The 23,083-nt window shown below is 71.9% G+C and carries 17 protein-coding genes; 10 read left to right on the top strand and 7 right to left on the bottom strand.

Features of this window, described 5'->3' with window-relative positions; all coding sequences use genetic code 11:
• The first annotated feature begins 13 nt into the window (after nt 1–13).
• On the top strand, nt 14–940 hold the full coding sequence (locus RM779_RS15805; RefSeq protein ID WP_311618332.1) for a serine hydrolase domain-containing protein: 927 nt from the start codon (nt 14–16) through the stop codon (nt 938–940).
• Between the two features lie 80 nt (nt 941–1,020).
• Here RM779_RS15805 and RM779_RS15800 read toward each other — a convergent pair whose 3' ends face one another.
• The 3 genes from RM779_RS15800 to RM779_RS15790 all read right to left on the bottom strand — a co-directional run bounded on the left by RM779_RS15800 (nt 1,021) and on the right by RM779_RS15790 (nt 3,103).
• Nucleotides 1,021–1,308 carry a hypothetical protein gene (locus RM779_RS15800; protein WP_311618331.1) on the bottom strand — a complete coding sequence of 96 codons (288 nt, stop codon included), beginning with the start codon at nt 1,306–1,308 and terminating at the stop codon, nt 1,021–1,023.
• Nucleotides 1,301–1,870, bottom strand: coding sequence for a hypothetical protein (locus RM779_RS15795; RefSeq protein ID WP_311618330.1), 570 nt, complete (start codon nt 1,868–1,870; stop codon nt 1,301–1,303). Before RM779_RS15795 ends, RM779_RS15800 begins: the two co-directional genes overlap by 8 nt.
• A gap of 78 nt (nt 1,871–1,948) precedes the next feature.
• Nucleotides 1,949–3,103: a WXG100 family type VII secretion target gene (locus RM779_RS15790; protein WP_311618351.1), complete on the bottom strand. Its 1,155-nt coding sequence runs from the start codon at nt 3,101–3,103 to the stop codon at nt 1,949–1,951.
• A gap of 417 nt (nt 3,104–3,520) precedes the next feature.
• Between RM779_RS15790 and RM779_RS15785 the strand changes: the two genes are divergently transcribed.
• Nucleotides 3,521–4,555, top strand: a complete 1,035-nt coding sequence (locus RM779_RS15785) for an AraC-like ligand-binding domain-containing protein (RefSeq protein ID WP_311618329.1) — start codon at nt 3,521–3,523, stop codon at nt 4,553–4,555.
• Here RM779_RS15785 and RM779_RS15780 read toward each other — a convergent pair.
• Nucleotides 4,527–5,489 (bottom strand): phosphotransferase family protein, encoded by a 963-nt coding sequence (locus RM779_RS15780; RefSeq protein ID WP_311618328.1) that lies wholly within the window; start codon nt 5,487–5,489, stop codon nt 4,527–4,529. The two genes, RM779_RS15785 and RM779_RS15780, sit on opposite strands and share 29 nt — an antisense overlap.
• 167 nt (nt 5,490–5,656) lie before the next feature.
• On the opposite strand from RM779_RS15780, the gene RM779_RS15775 reads away from it, so the two are divergent.
• Entirely contained in the window at nt 5,657–7,204 is a 1,548-nt protein-coding gene (locus tag RM779_RS15775) for a PepSY-associated TM helix domain-containing protein (protein ID WP_311618327.1), read from the top strand.
• A gap of 105 nt (nt 7,205–7,309) precedes the next feature.
• Here the strand turns inward: RM779_RS15775 and RM779_RS15770 are convergent, their stop codons facing one another.
• Both RM779_RS15770 and RM779_RS15765 read right to left on the bottom strand, forming a co-directional pair.
• Nucleotides 7,310–8,779, bottom strand: coding sequence for an alpha/beta hydrolase (locus tag RM779_RS15770; protein ID WP_311618326.1), 1,470 nt, complete (start codon nt 8,777–8,779; stop codon nt 7,310–7,312).
• 109 nt (nt 8,780–8,888) lie between these two features.
• On the bottom strand, nt 8,889–9,191 hold the full coding sequence (locus RM779_RS15765) for a hypothetical protein (RefSeq protein ID WP_311618325.1): 303 nt from the start codon (nt 9,189–9,191) through the stop codon (nt 8,889–8,891).
• Between the two features lie 153 nt (nt 9,192–9,344).
• On the opposite strand from RM779_RS15765, the gene RM779_RS15760 reads away from it, so the two are divergent.
• From RM779_RS15760 to RM779_RS15730, 7 genes are all read left to right on the top strand, one after another.
• Nucleotides 9,345–10,547: a sensor histidine kinase gene (locus RM779_RS15760; protein ID WP_311618324.1), complete on the top strand. Its 1,203-nt coding sequence runs from the start codon at nt 9,345–9,347 to the stop codon at nt 10,545–10,547.
• Nucleotides 10,548–11,225 carry a response regulator transcription factor gene (locus tag RM779_RS15755; RefSeq protein ID WP_311618323.1) on the top strand — a complete coding sequence of 226 codons (678 nt, stop codon included), beginning with the start codon at nt 10,548–10,550 and terminating at the stop codon, nt 11,223–11,225.
• Between the two features lie 142 nt (nt 11,226–11,367).
• Entirely contained in the window at nt 11,368–12,825 is a 1,458-nt protein-coding gene (locus RM779_RS15750; protein WP_311618322.1) for a hypothetical protein, read from the top strand.
• 68 nt (nt 12,826–12,893) lie between these two features.
• Entirely contained in the window at nt 12,894–14,180 is a 1,287-nt protein-coding gene (locus RM779_RS15745; RefSeq protein WP_311618321.1) for an AAA family ATPase, read from the top strand.
• Nucleotides 14,177–15,394, top strand: coding sequence for a vWA domain-containing protein (locus RM779_RS15740; protein WP_311618320.1), 1,218 nt, complete (start codon nt 14,177–14,179; stop codon nt 15,392–15,394). The genes RM779_RS15745 and RM779_RS15740 overlap by 4 nt, the downstream gene beginning before the upstream one ends.
• Before the next feature lie 90 nt (nt 15,395–15,484).
• Nucleotides 15,485–16,045: a GNAT family N-acetyltransferase gene (locus RM779_RS15735; RefSeq protein WP_311618319.1), complete on the top strand. Its 561-nt coding sequence runs from the start codon at nt 15,485–15,487 to the stop codon at nt 16,043–16,045.
• 92 nt (nt 16,046–16,137) lie between these two features.
• Complete coding sequence (locus RM779_RS15730) at nt 16,138–19,239, top strand: NACHT domain-containing protein (RefSeq protein WP_311618318.1); 3,102 nt, start codon at nt 16,138–16,140, stop codon at nt 19,237–19,239.
• Nucleotides 19,240–19,471: 232 nt separating this feature from the next.
• Here the strand turns inward: RM779_RS15730 and RM779_RS15725 are convergent, their stop codons facing one another.
• Nucleotides 19,472–22,825, bottom strand: coding sequence for a S8 family peptidase (locus RM779_RS15725; RefSeq protein WP_311618317.1), 3,354 nt, complete (start codon nt 22,823–22,825; stop codon nt 19,472–19,474).
• Between the last annotated feature and the right edge of the window lie 258 nt (nt 22,826–23,083).

Below are 23,083 nucleotides of genomic sequence, written 5' to 3'. Positions count from 1 at the left end.
GTCCTGGCCCGGGATGGTGGAACGGGTCACGGGCCGCAGCCTCCCGGAACTGCTGGACGAGCGCCTCTTCAAGCCGATGGGCGTCGACCACGCCGAATGGGACCGGGTGGCGAGCGGCGCCGCCTTCGGATTCCACGGGCTGCACCTCACGACCGAGGCCGTCGCTGCCTTCGGCGAACTGCTGCTGCGCGGAGGGCTTTGGGGCGACCGCCGGCTCGTCCCGCGCGAATGGGTGGAGCTCGCGACCAGACGGCACGTCGACACCCCGCAGATCGAGGACTGGTCGAAGAATCCCGACGCGCTTCGCGGGTACGGCTACCAGTTCTGGATGTCGCGTCACGGTTACCGCGGCGAAGGCGCCTTCGGTCAGCTGTGCGTGGTCGTCCCGTCGTCCGATCTCGTGGTCGCCGTGACCGGCGCCATACCGCAGGGGGAGGCAGTGCTCGCCCCCTTGTGGGAGTGCCTGCTGCCCGGCCTGGACCACGCGGGAAGCAGCCGGGACGATGAGATCCTCGCCGATCGGCTGCGGCGGCTGTCACTGGCGTCGGTGCCGGGTTCGGCCGACCCGGAGCGTTCCGTCAAGGCGAGACTCGACGCCTCCGTCGGGGATTCGGCTCTGCCCGACGGAACGACGGTGATGGTCGATCCCGTGGACGATGGATGGCTCCTTCGGCTCGGGCCGCTCCTCAACATCGAGGCGGGCCACGGCGAATGGCGGGAAAGTGCGCCGCTCGGCCGCCCTGTCGTCGCGGCCGGTGCCTGGCAGGGCAACACGTTCGTCGCCGAGATCTATGTCATCACCACACCGCACCGGGTTCTGCTGTCGGTCTACGCCGACGCGGGGACAGCGATGGCGACGTGGAACGTCGTGCCCCTGACCAGCCCAAGTCTGGCGTTGCATGTGCGGTCGCCGCTGATGACACGGCCCGACGTCGCGTAGCAGAGGCGCTTTCCTCCGCGATGAGCAGCCCGGTCGTCCTCGGCCGAGGTCAGCGACGACGGCCTCCGGTGGGGCGGGACTCAGTCGCGCGTCGCGCGTTGGCGCAGTTCTTCCTCCACGCCCTGGAAGTGGCTCAGCACATCGTCCAGCGAGTCCACGGCACGGTCGAAGACCTGGGCCAGTTGCTCCGTTTCCCGCTCCCACTCCTCGCCCGTGTCGTTCACGACCGATGCCAGCGCGACCACGCCCATGGCTTCACCGTCGAATCCGCGGACGGTTCCCGCCACCCCCCGCAACTGGCTGTGCAGTTCGTTCACCTTGTCCCGCATGCCACGGACGGACTGGTACTCCACGTACACGTCAGCCATGTTCAGGCCCTTTCGAGTCGGCTTCGGTGAAGGAGAGGCTGCGCAGCAGTCGCGCGGGGACCTCCATGTAACGCTCCCAGTGCTGCCGCGACGGGGAGCCGAAGTCGACGACCAAGAGCAGCTGCTCCTGCTGGTCACTCGTCTCCGGCACCGGCACGAACGCCTGTAGCTTCGTGTAGGCGACCTCGTCGGGCTCGGCGTCGGGCGACTGGAAGACGACCGGCCCGGTCAGTACGCAGGCCGGCTGTCCGCACGGCAACTCGTAGAGGCCGCCCGCCCACTGCGGCCCCCGGGCGGCGGACAGCGACTGTGCCATGCCCTCGGTGGCGAGCCGCGGGTCGTCCCCGTAGGGGAACTCCACGACGTTCACCATCAGCGTGGCCAACGAGAGTTCGGCATCCAGCTCGCCGAGGAACGAGCCACAGTAGAGGGTGCCCGCCTCGCTCAACCTCTGTGAGTGCTCCAGCACTTCGCGCAACGTCTCGTCGCTCGGGGCCCGCGCCTCGCCGGCGCCGTCACGGAGCCGGGCCGTGGCGTGCGCCCGGACCTCGTCCTCGGTCATACCGACCGGGGTCCTGGCAAAATTCTCGGGTATGTCAAAGGCCACCTGCAACATCCACGAACCCCCTTTCCCGGGTCGCTATTTCTTCATTTCTCCGCCGGCCCGCCAGGCGTTCTCGAACGCCACCAGCGCGTGCTGGCCGGTGAGCAGCGTGAGCCCCTGCCGTGCGTTGGTCGGTACGAAGTAGCGCAGCGTGGACGGGTCCTCGTAGGTGTTGTGAATGCTGTCGCCCGTCCCGAAGCGCCCCAACCAACCGATCGTCTTGGCGTAGCCGCCCGCGAGTCCGCCCACCGTCCCGAACCCCAGCGCCCCTAAAAAGTCCTGTTTGAGTGTGCGCCCCGTCACCTCGGCGCCGGCGAGCTTGGCCGTGCCGTGGACCGAGAGCGCGCCCAGCCCCAGTACGGCGGCACCGATGCCCAGCACCGCCTTGGCCGTGGGCGGCATGAAGGGAAGCTCGGAGCCGACCGCCATCACCGTGCTGTAGAGGGCGAGTACGTCGCCCACCTCGCCGATGCGTGCGGCGTTCCCCACGATCCACTCCTGGAGGGGCTCCAGCGGCCCGAGCACCCCGTCCGCCAGGGCCCGGCCGATGCGGGAGAAGAACCCGCCCTCGGTCACCTCGCTGAGCGCGCTGCGCAGCCGGTCGGCGATGTCCTCACCGTGGGAGGCATACGCCTGCGCGAGCAGGCGCGCCTGCTCCTGAATGTTGTCGAGCTGGTCGTTCAGCTGCTCGCGCCGCTCCTCGTTGCGGAGGTAGGTCGCGGCCTGTTCCTCGCCGTACAGCTCGCTCAGCTCTTGGGAACGGACGATCGACGGGGCCCCAATCAACTGGGGCGGGGGAGCCGGCAGGGCGTCCAGCGCCTGCTCGATCTGCCGGGCGCGCTCCTCCAGAGTGTGTGCCGCGCTCTGTTGGCCGGGCATGTAACCGGCCCACTCCCCAAGGGCGTCGGCGGCGCCGTTCATCGACTGGTGGAGGGTGTCGACCTTGGGGCGCAGCTGCGTCCAGGTGTCGCGGAACGCGTCCGCCGCCTTGCCCTCCCACCGTCGTTGGAAGGCGGAGCCGTTCATCTCCGCGAGGGCGTCGCCCAGTTGGGTGGTGACGTTCCGCACCTCGGATGCCAGGCTCGCGGCGGCGTCGGCGTTCCCCGGGCAGGGGACGAATCCGAGGGTGGGGAACTCGGCCAACTGCCCTGCGGAGAGGTTGGCTTGCGCCACGGCCTGGCCCGGAAACATCACGACCTCGCCTCCCGTCCGCCGGCCGCGCGGCGTGTACCCGCCATGCCGTCATCTCCGATGCCCTCGCACGTACAGTCCCCGCACGTGGTGGCCATGGCCATAGCCGGATCGCCTCCCGCCCAACCGTCGTCCCCGATACGACGGAACCCGGCGCCGACCCCCGTTGGCCAGCCGAGCCGTGCCGTGTTCCGTCGCTGTCGACTGTCCCGGCTCGCGCCGGCGCGGTCCACAGCTCTCGGCGCCAACCGTTCCGCTTTCCGCGCCACCACTCGGGGGCCGCCCGGCGCCGAAGTGCCGGGAGACGAAACCGTGGGCGCCGGGTAGGCGTCCCGCACAGGGAGTACGCGTGGGGAGGCCGGGCCTGTCCGGTCTCCCCGGCCCCCGATGCGGAGTGGGAGCAGAGGTGTTGACGGCGTGATAGTCACCACTCGGACCACCGAGGACTCGCCCGAGGCGGACAGGTTCGCCTGGTGGCACGACATGACCATGGCCACGCTGATACCGACCGCGATCCACACGGATCATGCGGCCGACTTCCGCGCCTCCCTCACCATGCTGGACTTCGGACTCGCCCAGATCTCGTCCATGTTCTACCCCTCGATCTCCAGCGTCCGCCGCACGCCGGAGCTGATCCGCCGCAGCGACCCGGAGTACCTGCAACTGTCCCTGACCGTCACCGGCCGGATGCGCCTCGCCCAGTCCAAGAACGAGGCGGAACTGGATGACGGCGGACTGGTGCTCTACGACTCGTCCTATCCGTTCGACGGCTCGGCACTGTCGCGGCATGGGGACGTGGTCCGCCAGATCGTCGTCCAGTTACCGCGCCGCCTGCTGCCCGTCCCGCCGGACCGGCTCACCCCGCTGCTCTCCACCAGGATGCCGACCGACCGGGGCTTCGGCGAGGTCCTCAGGCGGTTCCTGATCCAGGTCACCGAACGGCCCCACGAGTACGGGCCCGCCGATGGGCCACGGCTCACCACCGTGCTCGTCGACCTGATCGCCGCCGCCATCGGCCAGCGCGTCGACGAGCGCCCGATGCCGCCGGCCGATCGGCACCCCCAGGCGCTCTACCTGAGCGTCCAGAACTTTATCCTCCGCAACCTCTCCGACCCGGCGCTCGCCCCCGAGACCATCGCCAGCGCCCACCACCTGTCCGCCCGCTCGCTGCACCGGCTGTTCCAGCGGCACGGCGCGACCGTCGCCGGGCTCGTCCGCCGCGAGCGGCTGGAACGAGCCCGCCGCGACCTGGCGGACCCCCTGCTGGCCGATGTCACGGTCAGCGCCATCGCGCACCGCCTCGGCTTCCGCCGGCCTGCCGACTTCGGCCGCGCCTTCCGCGCCGCGTACGGCGTGCCACCACGCGACTACCGCGAGGCCGCGCTGCGCGACACCGGGCAGCAGTGCACCCGGGCCCAGAGGCTCAGCCGAGCGTGTCCATCAGGGCGGTGACATAGGCATCCAGCCGCTCCTCCACGGCACGCGTCGTCAGCTCCGTCCTGCCTGCCTCGCGCCATAGCCGCGACACCGACTCCACTTCTTCCGAGGACGCCAGCGCGTCCCGGACCTGCCAGAACCGCCGCTCGCTCGCGGACGCGGCCAGCACCCCGCCGGCCTCCTCGTACGCCGCAGGGAACCGCAGACCCCACGTCGGGCCGTGCAGCAGCGCCAGATTGACGGAGCAGTGCGCCACATCGAGATCCGCCGGGCCCCAGGAGGTCGCGGCCCAGTCGACGACGCCGGTGATCCGGGCAGCTGCCGGCCTCGCGGGCGGCACGTCGAAGAGCACGTTCCCGGGCTGGAAGTCGCGATGCAGGAACCGCCCTTCGTAGGGCGGCGCGGGCTCGCGGATCACGTCGATCGCCGCGGCCCATGCCGCCGCGTCGGCGCCGCTCGGGACCACGACGGTGTCGGCGGTCGTCAACGTCCCGTACTTCCGGGGCCGCTCGGCGGGCCGCAACGCGTGGATCGCCACGAGTTGACGGGCCAGCAGCGGAACGCGCGTCTCAAGCCCCTCGTCGTCGAGGACCGTCCGGCCCGCCAGATGTGTCATGAGGAGCGACGGATACTCGCAATGCGCGGCGGCCGGATCAACCGCGATCAGCCCAGGAGCCGGCACCGCGGTCCGCGTGAGCAGAGTCAGGGCGCCGGACTCCCCGGTCAGCGACTCCTCGGCGCGTTCCACGTGGAACGGGTCGACGAAGCTTCGCAGCACCAGGTGCCGGGTGTCTCCGTCCCGCGCGCCGACGGTCAGCCTCCGCATCTCGGCGGTGATGCCGCCGTGCAGCGCCTCGATCCTGGTGATCCGCTCGCCGGCCGCCAGGTGCCGGCCCACCCAGGCCAGTGTCAACGGTCGGACAGCCGCCGCCTCGTCGTGGTCGGTCACCGTGCCACCTCACCATCCGGACGACGGCACGCGCGAACGTTTTATCGGAGGCGATATGCCGGCGCATGCTCCGCTCCCGCTCTCACCGCCCGTCGGGTCCGTCCGGGAACGCGGTGGGCCGGTTTCACGACTACCTGAGTGATGCACGGGTGCAAAGGAGACTGGCGATGACCGTTCTGCCCGAAGTGGGCGAGCCCGAGGAGGAGCAGACGGCGGACAGCGGCTCCGCCGGCGGTGCGAGCCGTTCGAGCCGTGTGAGCCGTTCGGCCGTGAAACCGCTCGTGCTGCGGCTGCACTTCTACGCCGGGCTCCTGGTGGCGCCGTTCCTGTTCGTCGCCGCGTTCTCCGGCCTGCTCTACGCGGCGTCGGTGCAGTTCGAGAAGATCGTCTACGACCACGAACTGCGGGTGCCCGTCGGTGACGAGCGGCTCCCGGTCGAGGAGCAGGTGGCGGCCGCCCGCGCGGCGCATCCGGAGGGGACGGTCAACGGGGTGCGCCCGGGCGCGGACGAGGGCGCGACGACGCGCGTCCTCCTCGACGTTCCGGGGCTCGGCCCCAGCCACCGGCTCGCGGTCTTCGTCGATCCGTACACCGCGGAGGTGCGGGGTGCGCTGGAGGCGTACGGTTCCTCGGGCGCGCTGCCCGTGCGCTGGTGGGTCGACGAGTTGCACCGCAACCTGCACCTGGGGGACTTGGGGCGTCACTACAGTGAACTCGCCGCGAGCTGGCTGGCGGTCATCGTCCTCGGGGGTGTGGTGCTGTGGATCGGGCGGCGGCGCGCCGAACGACGGGTCCGCCGTACCCTGCTGCCCGAACGAGGGCTGCGGGGGCGCCGGGCGTCCCTCACCTGGCACGGAACGGTGGGCCTGTGGATCGGGCTCGGGCTCGGCTTCCTCTCGCTGACCGGCCTGACCTGGTCCCAGCACGCGGGCGCCAACATCACGGAGCTGCGCTCGGCCCTGTCCTGGGAGACCCCGGCGGTGAGCACGACCGCCGGAGAGCACGCGGAACACGAAGGACACGGCGGGCACGGCGAGCACGAGGGGCACGAGGGGCACGGCGAGCACGAGGGGCACGGCGAGCACGAGGGGCACGGCGAGCACGAGGGGCACGGCGAGCATGAGGGGCACGAAGGGCATGCGGGAGGGGACGGCCACGCCGCCGACGTGGGTCCTGACCGGGTACTCGCGGCCGCCAGGGACGAAGGGCTCGGCGACGAGGTGGAGATCATCTACCCGGCCGAGCCGGGCGGTGTCTACTCCATCAAGGAGACCCGCAGCCACTGGCCCGTCGCCCAGGACGCCGTGGCGGTGGACTCGGCAACGGGCGAGGTGACCGACACCGTCAGGTTCGAGGACTGGCCGCTGGCGGCCAAACTCGCCCGGTGGGGGGTCGACGCCCACATGGGCCTGCTGTTCGGGCTCGCCAACCAGATCGTGCTCATGGCGCTGGCCTGCGCCCTGATGACGGTCATCGTCCTGGGCTACCGGATGTGGTGGCAGCGGCGGCCCACCACGGCCCGGCGCATGGCCTGGGGCCGCCCGCCCCCGCGCGGCGCCTGGCGCAGGGCGCCGTGGGCGGTGCTCGTGCCCCTGCTGGCGCTCGCCGCGGTGGTCGGCTACTACGTTCCGCTGCTTGGCCTGTCGCTGCTCGCCTTCCTCGCCGTCGACGCGGCGCTCGGGCAGTTCCGCCGCCGCCGCGCCGGACAGCCGTAGCCCGGCGAACGGCGGCGGGACGAACGTTGCCCGGGCGGACGACCGTTGCGGTCGTCCGCCCAGGCGCACAGTGCTCCGTTCCCGCTACTCGCTACCCGTTACTCGCTACTCGCTCGGCTCCGCCGGGCAGGCGCGGTCCTGCGACGGGCGCTGCCCGGTGGTCAGGAACGCCGTCACCGCGTCGTTCGCGCACGTGTTGCGGCCGAACGGATAGACACCGTGCCCGCCCTGGTCGGCCGTCACCATCGTGGCCCGGTCCCCGAACGCCCGCCGCAGCTCCTGGGCGCCGGCCAGCGGCGTCCCCGGGTCGCGCTCGTTCTGCACTATGAGCACGTTCGACGGGCCCTGGTCACCGATGTGCACCGGCGGTTCGACCCGCTCGGTCGGCCAGAACGCGCACGGTCCGATATTGGCCGCGATCCCGCCCAGCATCGGGTACCTCTGCCGGTCGGCCGCGGCATTCCGCTGATACTCCTGGACCGTCCCCGGCCAGCGCGAATCACTGCAGATCACGTACAGACGGGCGGCCATCGAGTTCTCCGGGTCCGGCGGCAGCGGCGGCATGGGCGGCAGCGGCCGGTCCGTGTCGAGCGCCTGCCAGGTTTCGGCCAGCAGGGGCATGAGCGCGTCGCTGTAGAGAAATTCGAACGTGATCCCGCGGAACGCCGTCCCGTCGACGCCCTGGACCGGTGCCGCCTCCAACCGCTCCGCGAGATCGAAGAACTTCGCGGTGACCTGCTCCGGTGTGGTGCCCAGACCGTACTCGGGGCGCGCGGCGGCGAAGGCGGCGAAGTCCGGGAACCGGTCCTCAAGTCCGGGGGCGAACATCCGCATGGCCGTGACGTCGTAACCGCCGGGGCCAAGGGCGCTGTCGAGCACGATCCGGTCGCCGCGGTCCGGGAACATCGTCGTGTACACCGAGCCGAGGTGGGTGCCGTAGGAGGCGCCGAGGTAGGAGAGCTTGGGTTCGCCCAGCGCTGCCCGGATGCGGTCCATGTCGCGTGCGGTGTTCGCGGTGGTGGTGTGCGGCAGCATCCACGCGGTCGGCGAGGCGGCGCACTGCTCGGCGATGGTCCGCGCGTACTCCGCCTCCCGCGCCACATCGGCCGCGGTGTGCGCGTACGGCGCGAAGGCGCCGCGCTGCTGCTGCTCAGGCGTCAGATCGCAGGTCACCGGCGAGCTGTTGCTGACGCCGCGTGGATCGAAGCCGATCAGGTCGTAGGAGTCCAGCACCTCCTGCGGCAGCCCCGAGCCGGCGAGCACGGCCGGGTAGTCGAGTCCCGTGGCGCCGGGGCCGCCCGGGTTGGTCAGCAGCACGCCGCGGCGCTGCGACGGTTCCTCGCTCGCCAGCCGGGAGATCGCGATGTCTATCTGCCGGCCGTCCGGGTCCCGGTAGTCCAGCGGGACTTCGAGCGTCGAGCACTCGAGACGGGGTGCGTCGACCTCCTCCGGGCACGGGCCCCACCGCACGGTGTCCGGCGTTGCCGCCACCGACACTCCCGGGGCCAGAGTCGCTGCCGCCGCCGCTGCCGCCGTGGCGGTGAGGGCGACGGCGAGGGGCGAAGTTCTGTGCATCTGTTGTCCTCCTGAGGGGCGGCGCGGGGTCTCTGGCGTGGCTGGCGTGGCTGGGGTGGTGGCGGCGTGCGATCAACGTTCCGGTGCGGGACGCCCGTGACGCACCGCGCTATTTTCCGGTATTCCTTCGGTATTTACGTCGTGCTCCCCTGAAATGAGCGGCCCGCTCGGTGCTCGGTTCCTGACGGATATGTGCCCAGCCGCCGAATACCGTTCCGACGAGCGCGATGAAGGCGAGGAGGATCATCTGGCCGGAAAGGCCGCCGGGCACCCCGTTGAAGATGCCCCAAAGCGGCTCGTATTCCGGATTGAAAAAACCGCGGATCACCGCTTGGGCGGACAGGGCTGTGATCACCATCCCGACCGCCTCAAGGGCCAGATAGCCAGCCCTGTTTTCCGGTTGTTTCGGCACGTGAACGATTCTGTCCCGGCACCGGCGCCGGCACATCAGCCCGGCGGCTCGAATCGTCTACGACCAGGGACCAGGTGGTACTTCGACCGTGGTCGAGGACGCATCAGACCCCGGTCCGCTGCACCGGCCGCACCGTTTCACGATAATGACCGGGTGAACACAGACCTCGCGCCACGGCTCGGGGCGTGGCAGCAGATATGGCGGCTGCTGGCGGCCGCGGCACTGGGCATACCGATCTGGCTCTCCATGGGGGTGGTGCTCGATCGGGAGCAGACGAACGAGACGTACTCCTGGTTCTTCACCGGTGATCCGCTGGTGGCTTTCGGCTGCCTGATGGCGCTCCTGTGGCGGCGGCGGTTCCCGCTCGCCGTCGCCATGACGGTCGCGATCGCCTCGACCGCGTCGACGCTCGCCTCCGGCGCCGCGCTTCTGGCGCTGGGCTCGATCTCCGCTCGTCGCCGTCCGGTGGAGATCGGGGCAGTCGGGCTGGCCTACGTGACCGCGTCACAATTCACCGGCGGGTTCTACCCGATCGAGAGTCCGCGCGGCGCGATGTGGCTCCAACTCGCGCTCTCGGCACTGACCGCGGGCATCGCGGTGGCCGCGGGCATGGCCGTCGGGGCGCGGCGTGTCGAAGTGCGTTCCCTGCGAGACCGGGCGGAAAGCGCGGAACGGGAGCAGAGCGCGCGAGCGGCGCAGGCCCGGGCCCTGGAACGGAACCGGATCGCCCGCGAGATGCACGACGTGCTCGCGCACCGGATCTCCCTGGTCGCTATGCAAGCCGGAGTGCTGGACCACCGCGGCGACCTCCCCGCCGAGGACATGCGCGTGCTGATCCGCGGCATCGCCGACGGCTCCCACCAAGCACTGGAAGAACTGCGCGACGTCCTCGGTGTGCTCCGAGCCGGCCCGGACCGCCCGGGCGGTCCTGGCCGCCTGGAACCGCCACAACCTTCCTTCGACCGAATCCCCGAACTGGTAGCCGAGGCCCGCGCCTCAGGACTGGACGTCACGCTCACCAGCACCGTGACGGGAAAACCGTCCGACGTCGTCGGACGAACCTGCTATCGGATCGTCCAGGAAGGGCTGACCAACGCCGCCAAACACGCCCCGGGCGCACACGTGCGCATCGTTCTCGAAGGAGCAGCCGGCGAAAAACTGCACGTGAGCGTGCATAACTCCCCGGCCACCACGACAACCGCGCAACCGCCGGCGTCAGGATTCGGCCTGCTCGGCCTCACCGAACGCATCGTTCTCGCCGGCGGAAAACTCGACCATCACGCGACACCCGACAACGGATATCTCCTCACCGCGCGACTACCCTGGCCGGGAAACAATCACGAAAAGAGGAGATGAGTGGATACCGAGCGGGAGCCGGTGCGTATCGTCATCGTCGACGACGACCAACTGGTGCGGATGGCACTGCGGCTCATCATCGACGGCGAACCGGACCTGACCGTCGTCGCCGAGGCGGCCGACGGGGACGCCGCGCTCACGGTGGTGGACGAACAGCGGCCGGACGTCGTTCTGATGGACGTGCGCATGCCCGGCCGGGACGGTCTCAGCACGACCCGGGAACTCCTCACCCAACCGGCGCCGCCGCGGGTGCTCATGCTGACCACGTTCGACTCCGACGATCTGGTGCTCGGCGCGCTGCGCGCCGGAGCGCTCGGGTTCGTTCTCAAGGACACCCAGCCGCCGCGGATCATCGACGCGGTGCGGACAGTCGCGGACGGCGACCCCGTGCTGTCCCCGGCGGTCACGGCGCGGGTGATCGCCGCGGCGACCGGGCCGCAGCCCTCCGACGCTCGCGAATCGGCACGCGAAGCCGCGCGGAAACAGCTGTCCGCACTGACCGAACGGGAACTCGCCACCGCCCGGGCCATCGCGGACGGTCTTGGCAACCCGGAGATCGCCGAGCGGCTGCGCATCAGCGTCGCGACCGTCAAGGCGCACACGGGCAACCTGTTCGCCAAGCTGGCGGTCGAGAACCGGGTGCAGATCGCACTCCTGGTCCGCGACGCGGAGGAATGACCGCGCTCGCGCGGAACGCGCGGGCCGGCCGTGATCGCTGCCGCATGGCTGGCGGATCACCGGCCGGGAGCGTTACGCTGCGGGCGATGACGACTGACTCTCTCAGCAGATTGGGGGACCCGTCCGCGCAAGGTGAGTGCTGATGCTCACTCATACCGCGAACGAGGATTCCCGCCTCTCCCTGTGGCTGCGCGTGCGCGAGTTCGCCGTGCCGCCCTCCATGATCGACACCGCGACCGCCCGCCGCCGCGCCGGCGACTGGGCCGGGGCATGCGCCGCCGCGGGCTTCGATGTCGACCTCAGCCTCCGCTCGGTGGCCCGCGTTCACGGCCAGGAACTCGCCACCCGAGTCCGGGCCGATCTCCGCCGCTTGGCTCCCGACCTGTTGCGCTGGCACATGCCGCGGATCGCCCCCGACGGGCTGCTGCGCCCGGGCCTGACCCTCACGCTGGCCCGGTACGGCACCGGCGGCGACAGCCCGGGATGCGACGGCCCGGGATGCGACGGCGCGGGGTGCGACGGCGCGGGGTGCGACGGCGCGGGCGCGGTGCACCTGGTGGTCAGGACCCCGCCCGCCTGGGCGGCCGCCGGCCAGCGGATCAGCCTCGCCCTGTGGGACGGGTCCCGCTCCGGGACCGGCGGCCACCGGCACCCGCGGCCACGCCCGCACCCGCGGTACCGTCTCGACCTGCACCGACATCTGTGGGACGCGCACCGGGCCGGTGAGCTGCGCAGCCGCGCCGGCGCCGACCGGCCGCCCGGCGCGGAAGGACCCGGTCCTGACCTGGAGCCGCTTCGGATGATGCCCGGCGAGCGCCGCTGCGCGGTGGACCGTTGGCCGGCCGAGGCGGGCATCCTGCTCCGCGCCGAGGGGCGCCCGCCCGGCGCCGTCACCGTTCGGCTCGGGGCCCGGCACCGGCTGCTCCTGAAGCTCGCCGCGCGGAACGGCACCGGGCCGCCCGCGCCGCGGATCACCGCAACGCCCCTCGAACGCCGCGCGTCCGCGCTGCCGGTGCTGCCCGACGCGGCGACCTGGGCCCTGCCCGATCTGGAGCTGATCCGCGCCGGGCTGATCAGGCCCGACCAGCTGCACCCGCTGGTCGCCCTGGCCCTGGCACCGGACGCGCCGCCGCCCCCCGGCCCCGGGCCGCGGCGGGCGGGCGGGCCGCACCTGGTGGAGTGCCGGGGCGCGCGGCACCGGATCGGCCTCGTCGACGGCGTGCTGTCCGCGCTGGACCACGACCCCGACGAGATCCGGCGCGAGGAACTGCTGGCCGCCCTGACCGGTACCCCGTTGCCCTGCCTGCGGGAGATCGGCCGGGCGCACCGGGAGCCGGACGCCCTCACCGGAGTCCGCGAACGCCTGGACCACGGCGACATCGACGGCGCGCTGGCCGTCGTCGAGGGGCTGCTGGGCCGCGAATCGACGCTGCCCGGTGGCGCCCTGCGCGACGAGCTGGAGGCCGCCGCGCGAGGGCGCGTCGCCCACGGTCTGTTCCGGGCGGGCCTCGCCGGGCCAGGCCCGGCCCCGGGCACCCACCCGCGCGACCGCCGCACCCGCGACCGCCGCGCGCACCCGCGGCACGCCACCACCCGCTGACCCGGGCCCGCAGGGCCCATCCCCGCCGCACATCCGCGGCCCACGACGAACCCGACAGGTGATCACTCATGCCCACAAGCACCCCAAGCACCCCAAGCACCCCGTCCGCCACCGCGTCCGCCCCCGCCGACGCCCCCGCCCGGTCCGCCGCCTCCCAACTCGACGTCGCGGGCGAGCTGCTGGCGCTGCTGCGCGACGCCACCACGGAACCGCGCCCGGATGTCCAGCTGGAGGCCCTGACCCTGGCCGTCGCCGCCGACCTGCCCGTGCTCCTGTGGGGCGAGCCGGGGATCGGCAAGACCGCGGCCCTCACCCAGCTCGCCGCCGCCCTCGACCTCCCGCTGACCACCGTGATCGCCAGCGTGCACGAGCCGTCCGACTTCGCGGGCCTGCCCATCGTCGGGGACGATCCGGCGGAACGCGGCGTTCCGATGGCCCCGCCGGACTGGGCGGTGCGGCTGGCCCGGGCCGGCCGCGGACTGCTGTTCCTTGACGAACTGTCCACCGCGGCACCGGCGGTCCAGGCCGCCCTGCTCCGCCTCGTACTCGAACGGCGGGTCGGCGCCCTGCGGCTGCCGCCCGGGGTCCGGATCGTCGCCGCCGCCAATCCGCGTTCCTCGGCCGCCGACGGCTGGGAACTGAGCCCGCCCCTGGCCAACCGGTTCGTCCACCTCCGGTGGACCCACGACCACGAGGTCGTGGTACGCGGCCTCGGCGGCACCTGGCCGCGCGCCACCCTGCCCCGGCTTGACCCCCAACGGCTCGCGGACGCCGTGGACTTCGCCCGCCGAGCGGTGTGCGGGCTGCTCGCTGCCCGGCCCGGCCTCGTGCACCGGCTGCCCAGCGGGGAAACCGGCCGGGGCGGTGCGTGGCCGTCCCCCCGGAGCTGGGAGATGACCCTGAGCCTGGTCGCCTTCGCGACCGCGGCCGGCTCGTCCAGAGAAGTGCTCTCCCTGCTGGTGAGGGGCGCCGTCGGGGACGGCCCCGGTCTTGAACTCCTGGCCGGTCTCGACCGGATGGACCTCCCCGACCCAGAAGACCTGCTCGCCGACCCGGCGGGCGCCGCTCTCCCCGAACGGGGAGACCTGCGCCAGGCCGCGCTCGACGCGGTGGTGGCGGCGGTCCGGGCGCGGCCGGACAAGTCCCGCTGGGACGCCGCCTGGGCGCTGCTGGCCCGCGCGGTGGAGACGGGAGCCCCGGACCTGGTCGTCGTTCCCGCCACCACGCTGGCCACCCTGCGCCGCGAGGGCTGGGAGGTCCCGGCGACCATTGAACGGCTCGCCGGAGCGGTGTCCCTGTCCCGGCGCGCCGACCTGGCCGCGGCCCGCTCCACCGCCGGGCGGGGCGGCCGTTGACCGCCGGTGAGCCGGGGACGCTGGACCTCGGCAAACTCTTCGCCGCCCGGCTGCGCGCCGTCCGGGCCAGGCCCTACCTGGCGTCGGCGCTGTTCGCCCTGCACGTCGTGGAGTCGCGGCGGGTGCCGACGATGGCCGTCGACCGGCACTGGCGGGCCTACGCCTCCCCGGCGTTCGTGGACAGGACACCCGTGGAGGAACTGGCCGGGGTGTGGGTGCACGAGGTGTCGCACCTGCTGCGCGACCACCACGGGCGCGGCGACCGGTTCGCCCGGGAGCACGGGCTCACCGGCCCCGCGGAACGGCTGCGCATCAACATCGCCGCGGACTGCGAGATCAACGACGACGTGTTCGGCGACGGGCTGCCGCGGCCCGCGGGCGCCGTCACGCCGGCCAACCTGGGCCTGCGCGAAGGCGAGTTGATGGAGGACTACCTGCGCCAGTTCCGTCTCGGGGCGCGCACCCAGGACTTCGCCTGGCTGGAGTGCGGCAGCGGCGCCGACGGACGTGAACGGGAGTGGGACCTCGGACCTGACGGTGCACATGGACTGAGCGACCAGGAACGGGACGCCGTCCGCTTCCGCGTGGCGCAGGGCATCATCGGCAGCCCGGGCGACACCCCCAAGGGGTGGCGGCGCTGGGCGGAGGAAGCGTTCCATCCGCCGCAGCCGTGGCGGGAGTTGCTGGGCGCGGCGGTCCGTTCGGCGGCCTCCGGCCCCGGGGCCGGCGAGGACTACAGCTACGGCCGGCCCTCGCGGCGCTCGGCCGGAGTGCCCGGCGCCCTGCTGCCGAGCCTCCGGCGCAGGCCGCCCCGGGTCTCGGTGATCATCGACACCTCCGGGTCGGTCAGCGACGCCGAACTGGGCAGCGCGCTCCACGAGGTCGCCGCGATCTCCCGCGCCGTGGGCGGTCGCCGGGACCTGGTCACCGTGCTGTCCTGCGACGCCGCGGCCCACCTCGCCGGTCCGCTGTGCCGGGCCGAGGGAATCACGCTGACCGGAGGCGGCGGTACGGATCTGCGCACGGGCTTCACCAGGGCGCTGCGGACCCGGCCCGGGCCGGACGTCATCGTCGTCCTGACCGACGGCCAGACCCCCTGGCCGAGCAGCCGGCCACTGTGCCGGACGGTGGTCGGACTGTTCCGCCGCGAGCACGCGGGCCACTACCGACGCCCCGAACCGCCCACCTGGGCCCGCGTGGTGCCCATCGGCTAGGACAGGGCCTAGGACAGGGCCCAGCACCGGCTGAACGGTCGGCCCCTTAATGGTTTGCCGCCGGTCGGGCCGGTCGGATAGGAAGCGTGCATGTTAAGGGGCAGCAAGGTCGGGCTCAGGGCCCGGCACGAGGAGGACGTTCCGATCCTTCGGGCCGAGCTCTACGACGACGTGGTGAACGCCTCGCGGTTCGAAGGCGGGCCGTGGCGGCCGATCACGCCCGGCTCGAAGGACTCGCGGCTCGCGGTGAACGACGAGGAGCAGCGGATCGTCCCGTTCTCCGTGGTGGAGCTGGAGGGCGACGCGCTGGTCGGCACCGCGTCGCTGTGGGACATCGACAACCACCACCGGTCCGCGCACATCGGGATCGGGCTGGTGCCGTCCGCCCGCGGCAAGGGCTACGGCACCGACGTGGTCGCGGTGCTGTGCGACTACGGTTTCGTCGTGCGCGGCTTGCACCGGCTGCAGATCGAGACGCTGTCGGACAACGACGCGATGCTGCGCTCCGCCGAGCGCAACGGCTTCGTCCGCGAGGGTGTGCTGCGTTCCGCGGCCTGGGTGATGGGCGAGTTCCTGGACGAGGTGGTGCTCGGGCTCCTCGCCCAGGACTGGAAGCCGGACTCCAAGGGCAGGGGCGACGGCAAGGGCTGAAACGACGGGGGACAGGTCTCCTGTCGGCAGCCGGTGTGGTGTGATCCCGCCGGATGTGCGGGTACGCTCCCGCTGCCGGGAGGGGGTGGGGCATGGTGGACCCGATGTACCTGGGGGGCCGGGTGGCCGCCGCAGCGGTGGGGCCTGTGGTGCGAAAGCTGTTCCGCGGTCAGCCCGCGGGCGCCGGCCTGGTGGACAAGCCCGTTCGCCTGGACGCGCTGCTCGCTTTCCGCGGGGAGAAGCGCGAGCTGTCCGTCAGGGACGTGCACAGGCTGGCGGGCGAGATCGTGGACCGGGCACTGCGCTCGATGGGTCCCGAGGCCGGCGAGCTGGCCGACCACCGGGAGTTCCTGCGTTCCGCGCTGGCCGACCGGCTGCTGACGCTCGGCGCGCTGGGAATGAACGATGCGCACGCGGTGGCACTGGGCGCGGACGGGCTGGCGCGGGCCTTGGCGAAGGCGGCCGGGGCCGGGCCCGCGCAGGATTCGGAGGCGGCGGAGTTCCTGGACTCCCTGACGCGACTGGCCTGTGTCCACATCATCGACTTCTTCACCCGGCGCTCGACGTTCATCGCCAGGACCCTGGTGGAGCAGACACGGCAGAACCAGGAGATTGCCGACCGGCTGAAGGCCCTGGCCGAACGGGTCCCGGGGCAGACCGCGACGGATACCGCGTTCGAAGACCGCTACCGGCGGTATGTGGCCGGTCGGCACGGCCAGCTGACCATTTTCGGGCTGGAACTGGACACGCAGTGGCCGCTTGATGACGCCTACTTGCATCTGGAGCTGACCCGTACCGTCGAGGAGCGCGAGGTGCCCCGCCCTCCGGAACGGGCGGAGCGGGCCCTGGACGGACTGCGGCGGGTGCTGCTGCGCGGGGTGGCCGGGTCGGGGAAGACGACGCTGGTGCAGTGGCTGGCGGTCACCGCGGCCGAGCGGCAGTTCGGGGCGCACCTCGGGCATTTCGTGGTCCGGGTGCCGTTCGTGCTGCCGATGCGCACGCTCACCCGGTCCGGGCAGCAGCTGCCGATGCCGGCCGATTTTCTGTCGGCGGTCGGCTGCCCGCATTCCCCGCCGGCCGGCTGGTGCGAGCGCGTGCTGTCGGACGGCCGCGGGCTGCTGCTGGTCGACGGCCTCGACGAGATACCCGAGGAACGGCGTCCCGCGGCCCGCGAGTGGCTGCGCGAACTGATGCGGGAGTTCCCCCTCACCGCGCTGGTGGTGACCAGCCGCCCCTCGGCCGTGGGAGCCAACTGGCTGGATGCGGACGGCTTCACCGACTTCTCCCTGAGCCCGATGAACCAGCAGGACGTTGCGACCTTCGTGCACCGCTGGCACCGGGCCGCCGGCGCCGGCGAGGAGGCGGCCGGTGCGCTGCTGACGGCCGTGCGCAGTCGGCAGGACCTGGCGCTGCTGGCCACCAACCCGCTCATGTGCGCGGTGATGTGCGCGCTGCACCGCTCCAGCCACGGCTACCTCCCTCGCGGCCGGACCGCGCTGTACGAGGCGGCGCTGCGCATGCTGCTGGAACGCCGGGACCGGCAGCGCGGCGTGGCGACCGGCATCGCCCTGGACGCGCAGACCCAGACCCTGCTGCTGCAGAAGATCGCGTACTGGCTGATCCGCAACGGCCACTCCGAGATCGAACAGGACGACGCCGAGGACGTGATCGAGAAGTCGATGCCGCTGATGCCCCACGTGGCCGCCGCGGGAACGCCGCAGACGGTGTGCCGCTACCTGGTGGAACGCTCCGGCCTCCTGCGGGAGCCGGCCGAAGGGCTCGTCGACTTCGTCCACCGCACGTTCCAGGACTACCTCGCCGCCCGCGAGGCGATCGAGGCCAGGGACATCCCGCTCATCGTGCGCAACGCGCACCGCGACCAGTGGGAAGACGTGGTCCGCATGGCCGTCGCCCACGGCCGCCCCGAGGAACGCGCGCGGCTGCTGAAGGGCCTGGTCAAGCGCGGCGACGACGTCAAGCGTCACCGCATCCGGCTGCACCTGCTCGCCGCGGCCTGCCTGGAGCACGCCCCCGAACTCGACCCCGCCGTCCGCGAACTGGTCACCGCCCGCACCGCGGCGCTGCTGCCACCCAGAACTCGTGCCGAGGCGTCCGCACTGGCCAAGGCCGGGCAGGTACTCGTCGAACTGCTGCCCGGCCCTGAGGGCCTGACGGACCACGAGGCCCTCGCGGTGATCCACGCGCTGCGCGAGTTGGGCAGCCCGGCAGCGCTCACCCGGCTGGCCGCCTTCTGCGGGCACCCCAACGACAGGGTCGAGTTGTGGCTCACCACGGCCTGGAGCCATTTCGATGCCGCCGCATACGCCGAGACCATCCTGCCCGCCCTGCGCCCCAGCAGCACGGTGCTGCTGAACTCGGCCGCGCAGGTCCCGCACCTGGCTGCCTCCCCCCGCCTCTACACGGCGGCGATCGATGACCCGCGGGTGCTCCTGGACGCCGGCATCGCCGACAAATGCGAGGTGCTCAGCTTCGCGGACGCAGTCGACTTCCGCCTCCTGCGCAGCTTCTCTCAATTGCGTCATCTATCCGTGCTTTCGTCTGCGGCCGGCCAGGATCTGACTCCCCTGGCGGACCTTCCGGTCCCCTCCATGCTTTTCACCTTTCCGCCTGGGAGCGTCCCCGGCGAGCTTGGGCATTTCGCGCACATCGGCGAAGTGACGGTGGCTTCGCAAGGTCCTGAGCACCCATCGGCCCTTTTCCCGCCGGGGACTCCTATGACCGGGCTCGTCTGGTGGGAGGACCTGCGCGATTTTTCCGGTCTGAGGGAGTGGCCACGGCTGCGTGATCTCACCCTGCGCGGCCTCGCTCCCCAGCTCCACGCGGCGGATTGGCAAGCACTCGCTGCCTGCGAGGTCACGGGGCTGCGCGTCTCCGCGCCTGTGGCCGCGTCCCTCCTCGCCCACGGCACCGCCCTGCCGCACGTCACTCGCCTGACTCTGGAAGGAGCCCCCCGCGACCTCGACCTCGTCCGCCTCGCCGAAGCCGTACCCCACCTCGAAGAACTCACCCTGGACCACATCACCGGCCAGAATCTCCGGCCGCTCCAGCGGCTGCCCCGCCTGCGCACCCTCCAACTCTGGGAGCCTCACGACGTCACCGGAGCCGCCGACCTGCCCGGGGTGGCGGTGAGCGCAGAGCCGATGTCCCGGTACGGCTACAGCGAACGCCACTAGTAACCCGTGGACAAGGCAACCCGCACCTCGCCGGAGGAGACCGGCCTCCCGTCGCTCCGGAGGGCTGGAGGCGTTCCTGGAGGCGAGCGCACCACCGGTGTATGTGGGCTTCGGCAGCATGGCCTCGTACGTTCCGAAGGACATCGCCCGGGTGGCCGGCGGGCCGCGGTCGTGGGGCCGGTGGGAGACGCGAGGCGTCTCCCACCGGACCCGGCCGCATCCCCTCGTTCCCCTACCGGGTCAGGTAGGCGTCGAGGATCGTCTGGCGCGTCGTGTTCCCGTCCGCGTCGGAGACCTCGGCCCGGAAGGAGACGCTGCCGTCGGCCGCGGGGTTCTGCACCGTTATCCGACCGTCCTCGACCGGGAGTTCACTCCAGCTCTCCCCGCGGTCGTAGGAGACCTCGACGGACAGCGCTCCCAGGTTCCCGTCGGCCGCCGTGCCTTCGACGGTCACCGGGACCGGGAAGGTCTCGCCCGCCGGGGCCGAGTTGTCCAGCGCGAGCTCGGGCGTGAAGCGCACGACCGAGACCGGCAGCTTCTGGTGCTCCTCGCCGGGGGAGTGGGCCGAGGTGAAGGAGAGCGAGGTGGTGACCTCCGTGCTGACATCCGCCCGGGAAGCGCGGTTGACGCTGGTGACCCACTCGTACTCGGCCTCGTCCGGCGGAACGTCGAAGCGCACGCACGACTGGATGTACGGGGGCAGGAGCGGCCAGTTGCCGCAGGTGCGTCCGTCCTCCGCGGTCCGGAAGACCTCGCCGTTCCGGTACAGCGTGATCGACAATTCGTCGTAGAAGCCGTTGTAAAGGCGGTTGCCCTGGCCGTCGGCGAAGAGATCGACATCGGTGAACAGGCGGTCGCCCTGGCGGGTCAGGTCGGTCTCCATGTTCAGGTGCGGGCCGAGAACGCCGACGCCCATGGTCAACTCGTAGCTTTCACCGGGCGCGTACTGCTCGACTTCGGTCTGGTAGGTGCCTTCCGACCGGTTGTCGGGGGTGGGGTGGTCCGCGCCGATGGCCCAGCCCATACCGTCGGCCCTGACGAACTCCGTGGACATGCGTGGCAGGTCCTCGCCGGGGTTCTCCCAGTCGAACACGGTGGTGGCCGGACCGGTCTCCGGCCAGACGAGCGTTGTCCCCAGGTGGTGCTCGGCCCACTGCCCCTGGTGGACGGTCAGCTCGGCCACGTCCTCCTCGCCCACATGGTCGGTGAGGCCGGTGAAGAAGCTGCCGTTGCGGTCGTACGAGGTGTGGTACCGGCCCTCCGCGCCCGTCCAGCCGGCGCTGACGAAGGAGTAGAAGTCGTCTTCCGGCACTTCGGGACCGAGGTGCCTGGTGCGGAAGCCCGCGGGCAACTCACCCGGCAGGATGGCCGTTTCGCTGTACCCGTTGCGGTTGGTGAATCCGAGGATCAGGCTCGTTCGGACGGCGTCCTCCGCGAACACCGACAAGTCGATATCCCGGCCCTCCCGCGCGTCGAAGGTGAGCGTCGTGTCTTCGGTAATCTCCAGCAGCGGCTGCATGAACGACTCGCCGCCGAGCAGGTTGAGATCCTCGTCCACGATGAACCCGTCGAGCCGGGCGTAGTAGTCGCCCGGGGGCACCCGCAGGGTCGTCGTCCCGTCGCTGTCGCGGGCACCGTGCGACAGGGTGCTGACCGTATCGTCGCCGAGTTTCTCCAGGAAGAAGCCCCATTCGGGGTGCGGTTCGCCGTCGCGGCCGATGGCCTCGATCGTCAGCTCGTAATGCTCGTCCTGGCGGTGCACCGCGCCGGCCGTGCGCACCGACTGGCCGTCACCGTCCGCGGTGACGAGCACGCTGTAGTCGCCGTTGACCTCGCCGCCGAGGCGGGTGTCGACGGTGACCTCGACCGTGGCCGTGCCGCCGGCGGGTACGGTGACCTGCTCGGCGTTCAGCGTGAACATGCCGTCCGGTGCCGCGTCTCCGGCCGGGCCGCTGCTCGTCAGGCCGAGGTCAAGGGTCACTTCGTCCTCGCCGAGATTGCGGTAGGTCAGCTCCCGGGCGATCGGCGTATCGTCCTCGTGAGGCCACAGCGCGGAGCCGAAGCTGAGGGAGACCGGCTCGGCGATCACCGACTGCTCGACGGCACTCGCCACGTCGACGCGGCCGGAGCCCTGCTCGAACGCGCCGAGGTCCGGGTTCGGTTGGGCGGAGCCGACCAGCGCCGCCTTCACCTGTTCCCCGGTCAGGGCCGGGTTCCGCTGGAGCAACAGCGCCGCGGCGCCCGCCACGTGGGGCGCCGCCATCGAGGTGCCGCCGATGGCGATGTAGCCATCGGCCACCGGCTCGTTCTCACCGGCCAGGACACTGCCTTCGGCCGCTGCCGCGCCGATGGCGACACCGGGAGCCGTCAGGTCGGGTTTCACCGCGAAGTCGCCCTGGCGGGGGCCGGTGCCGGAGAAGTCGGCCAGCGCGTCCTCGTCGTCCACCGCGCCGACCGCCAGCGCCGCGTCGGCCGTGGCCGGGGAGGCGACCGCGCCCGGGCCTGCGTTGCCCGCCGCGACCACGAACAGGACGCCGGAGTCGGCCGAGAGCCGGTTGATGGCCTCCTCCAGTACGTCGATGCCTGGTGCGTCGGAGCCGCCCAGGCTCAGGTTGACGATCTGGGCATCGTGCTCGACCGCCCACTCCATGCCCTGGACGATCCCGGAGTCGAAACCGCTACCGAGGTCGTCCAAGACCTTGGCGTTCAACAACTCCGCCCCGGGAGCGACGCCGCCGTAGGCCCCGCCCGAGTGGGCTCCGGTGCCGGCGGCGATCGACGCCACGTGCGTTCCGTGCCCGAAGTGGTCGTGGGTGTCGGGCGTGCCCGCGAAGTTGGCCTGGGCGACGACCTTGCCGCCCGCCAGGTCCGGGTGTGACGTGTCGATGCCGGTGTCCAGGACCGCGATGGTCACGCCATCGCCCTCGTAACCCGCCTCCCACACCTCCGGGGCCCCGATCTGGCCGGTGCTGGTGTCGAGTTGGGCGCGGTTGAGTCCGTCGAGGGCAAGCGTGGCGACGGCGGAGGACGCGGAGCCGAGGGTGCCGGGGCCGGTCAGCGCCGCCCAGACGTCGCCGGCGTCCTCGTCGGCCACGGTGAGGGCTTCGCCGTTGATGCTTTCCAACTCGGCCCGCACCTGCGGGGCCGATCCGTCGAAGAGCTGTGCGGGGCGTTCTCCTTCGTAGGTGATGATGACCGGGGTGCCGTCCCCGGCCAGCCGCTGGTACTCCGGACGGCTCAGTTCCGTTGCGTTGAAAAGCTGCTGGTCGACGATTCCCTGCTGGATGAGCTGCTCGGCGTCGCTCGGCACGACGAGGAGCCCGTCGTCGGTGCGGCGCACCGAGAAGGCGATCTGTTCGCGGCCCTCGCCCCGGACCACGGACGCCACCTCGCCGTCGGCCCGGAGCAGCACCCGGTCGCCCGTGATCAGGGTGACCTCCCCGGTGGCCCCCGGGGCTGCGGGAGCTACCGGGGCCGCCATGGCCACGGGTGCGGGTGCGGACTGTGCGGCGGAGGTCGGTGGGACGGTGATCAGACCCGCCGCCATGGTGAACAGAGCGGCTGTGACCTGCGTCTGTCTCTTCATAGCGCGGCAGCCTAGGACGGGGAAACGCGCCGTGGGCGGTGGAGCGGAAAGAGGTCATTTCGATGGCCAGGATCAGGTCAAGTTCGCCTAGATACCGGTCCGGCCCGGCCCGGCCGAGGCGTCCCGGGCCGGTTGGCGGGGCCCGATGACGGCGAACCCGAGTCGGCCGGACAGGCCGGCCGATCGCGTCGGCGGGCACTTTTGACGCGCATGTTTACATCGTTGTAAGTGCCGTGGTGCCATGGGCCATCGTCAACT

The organism is Streptomyces johnsoniae (assembly GCF_031845565.1).
Classification (GTDB): Bacteria; Actinomycetota; Actinomycetes; order Streptomycetales; family Streptomycetaceae; genus Streptomyces; species Streptomyces johnsoniae.
Note: the sequence above shows the minus strand (reverse complement) of the source record. Positions and strands in the feature narration are given on the sequence as shown.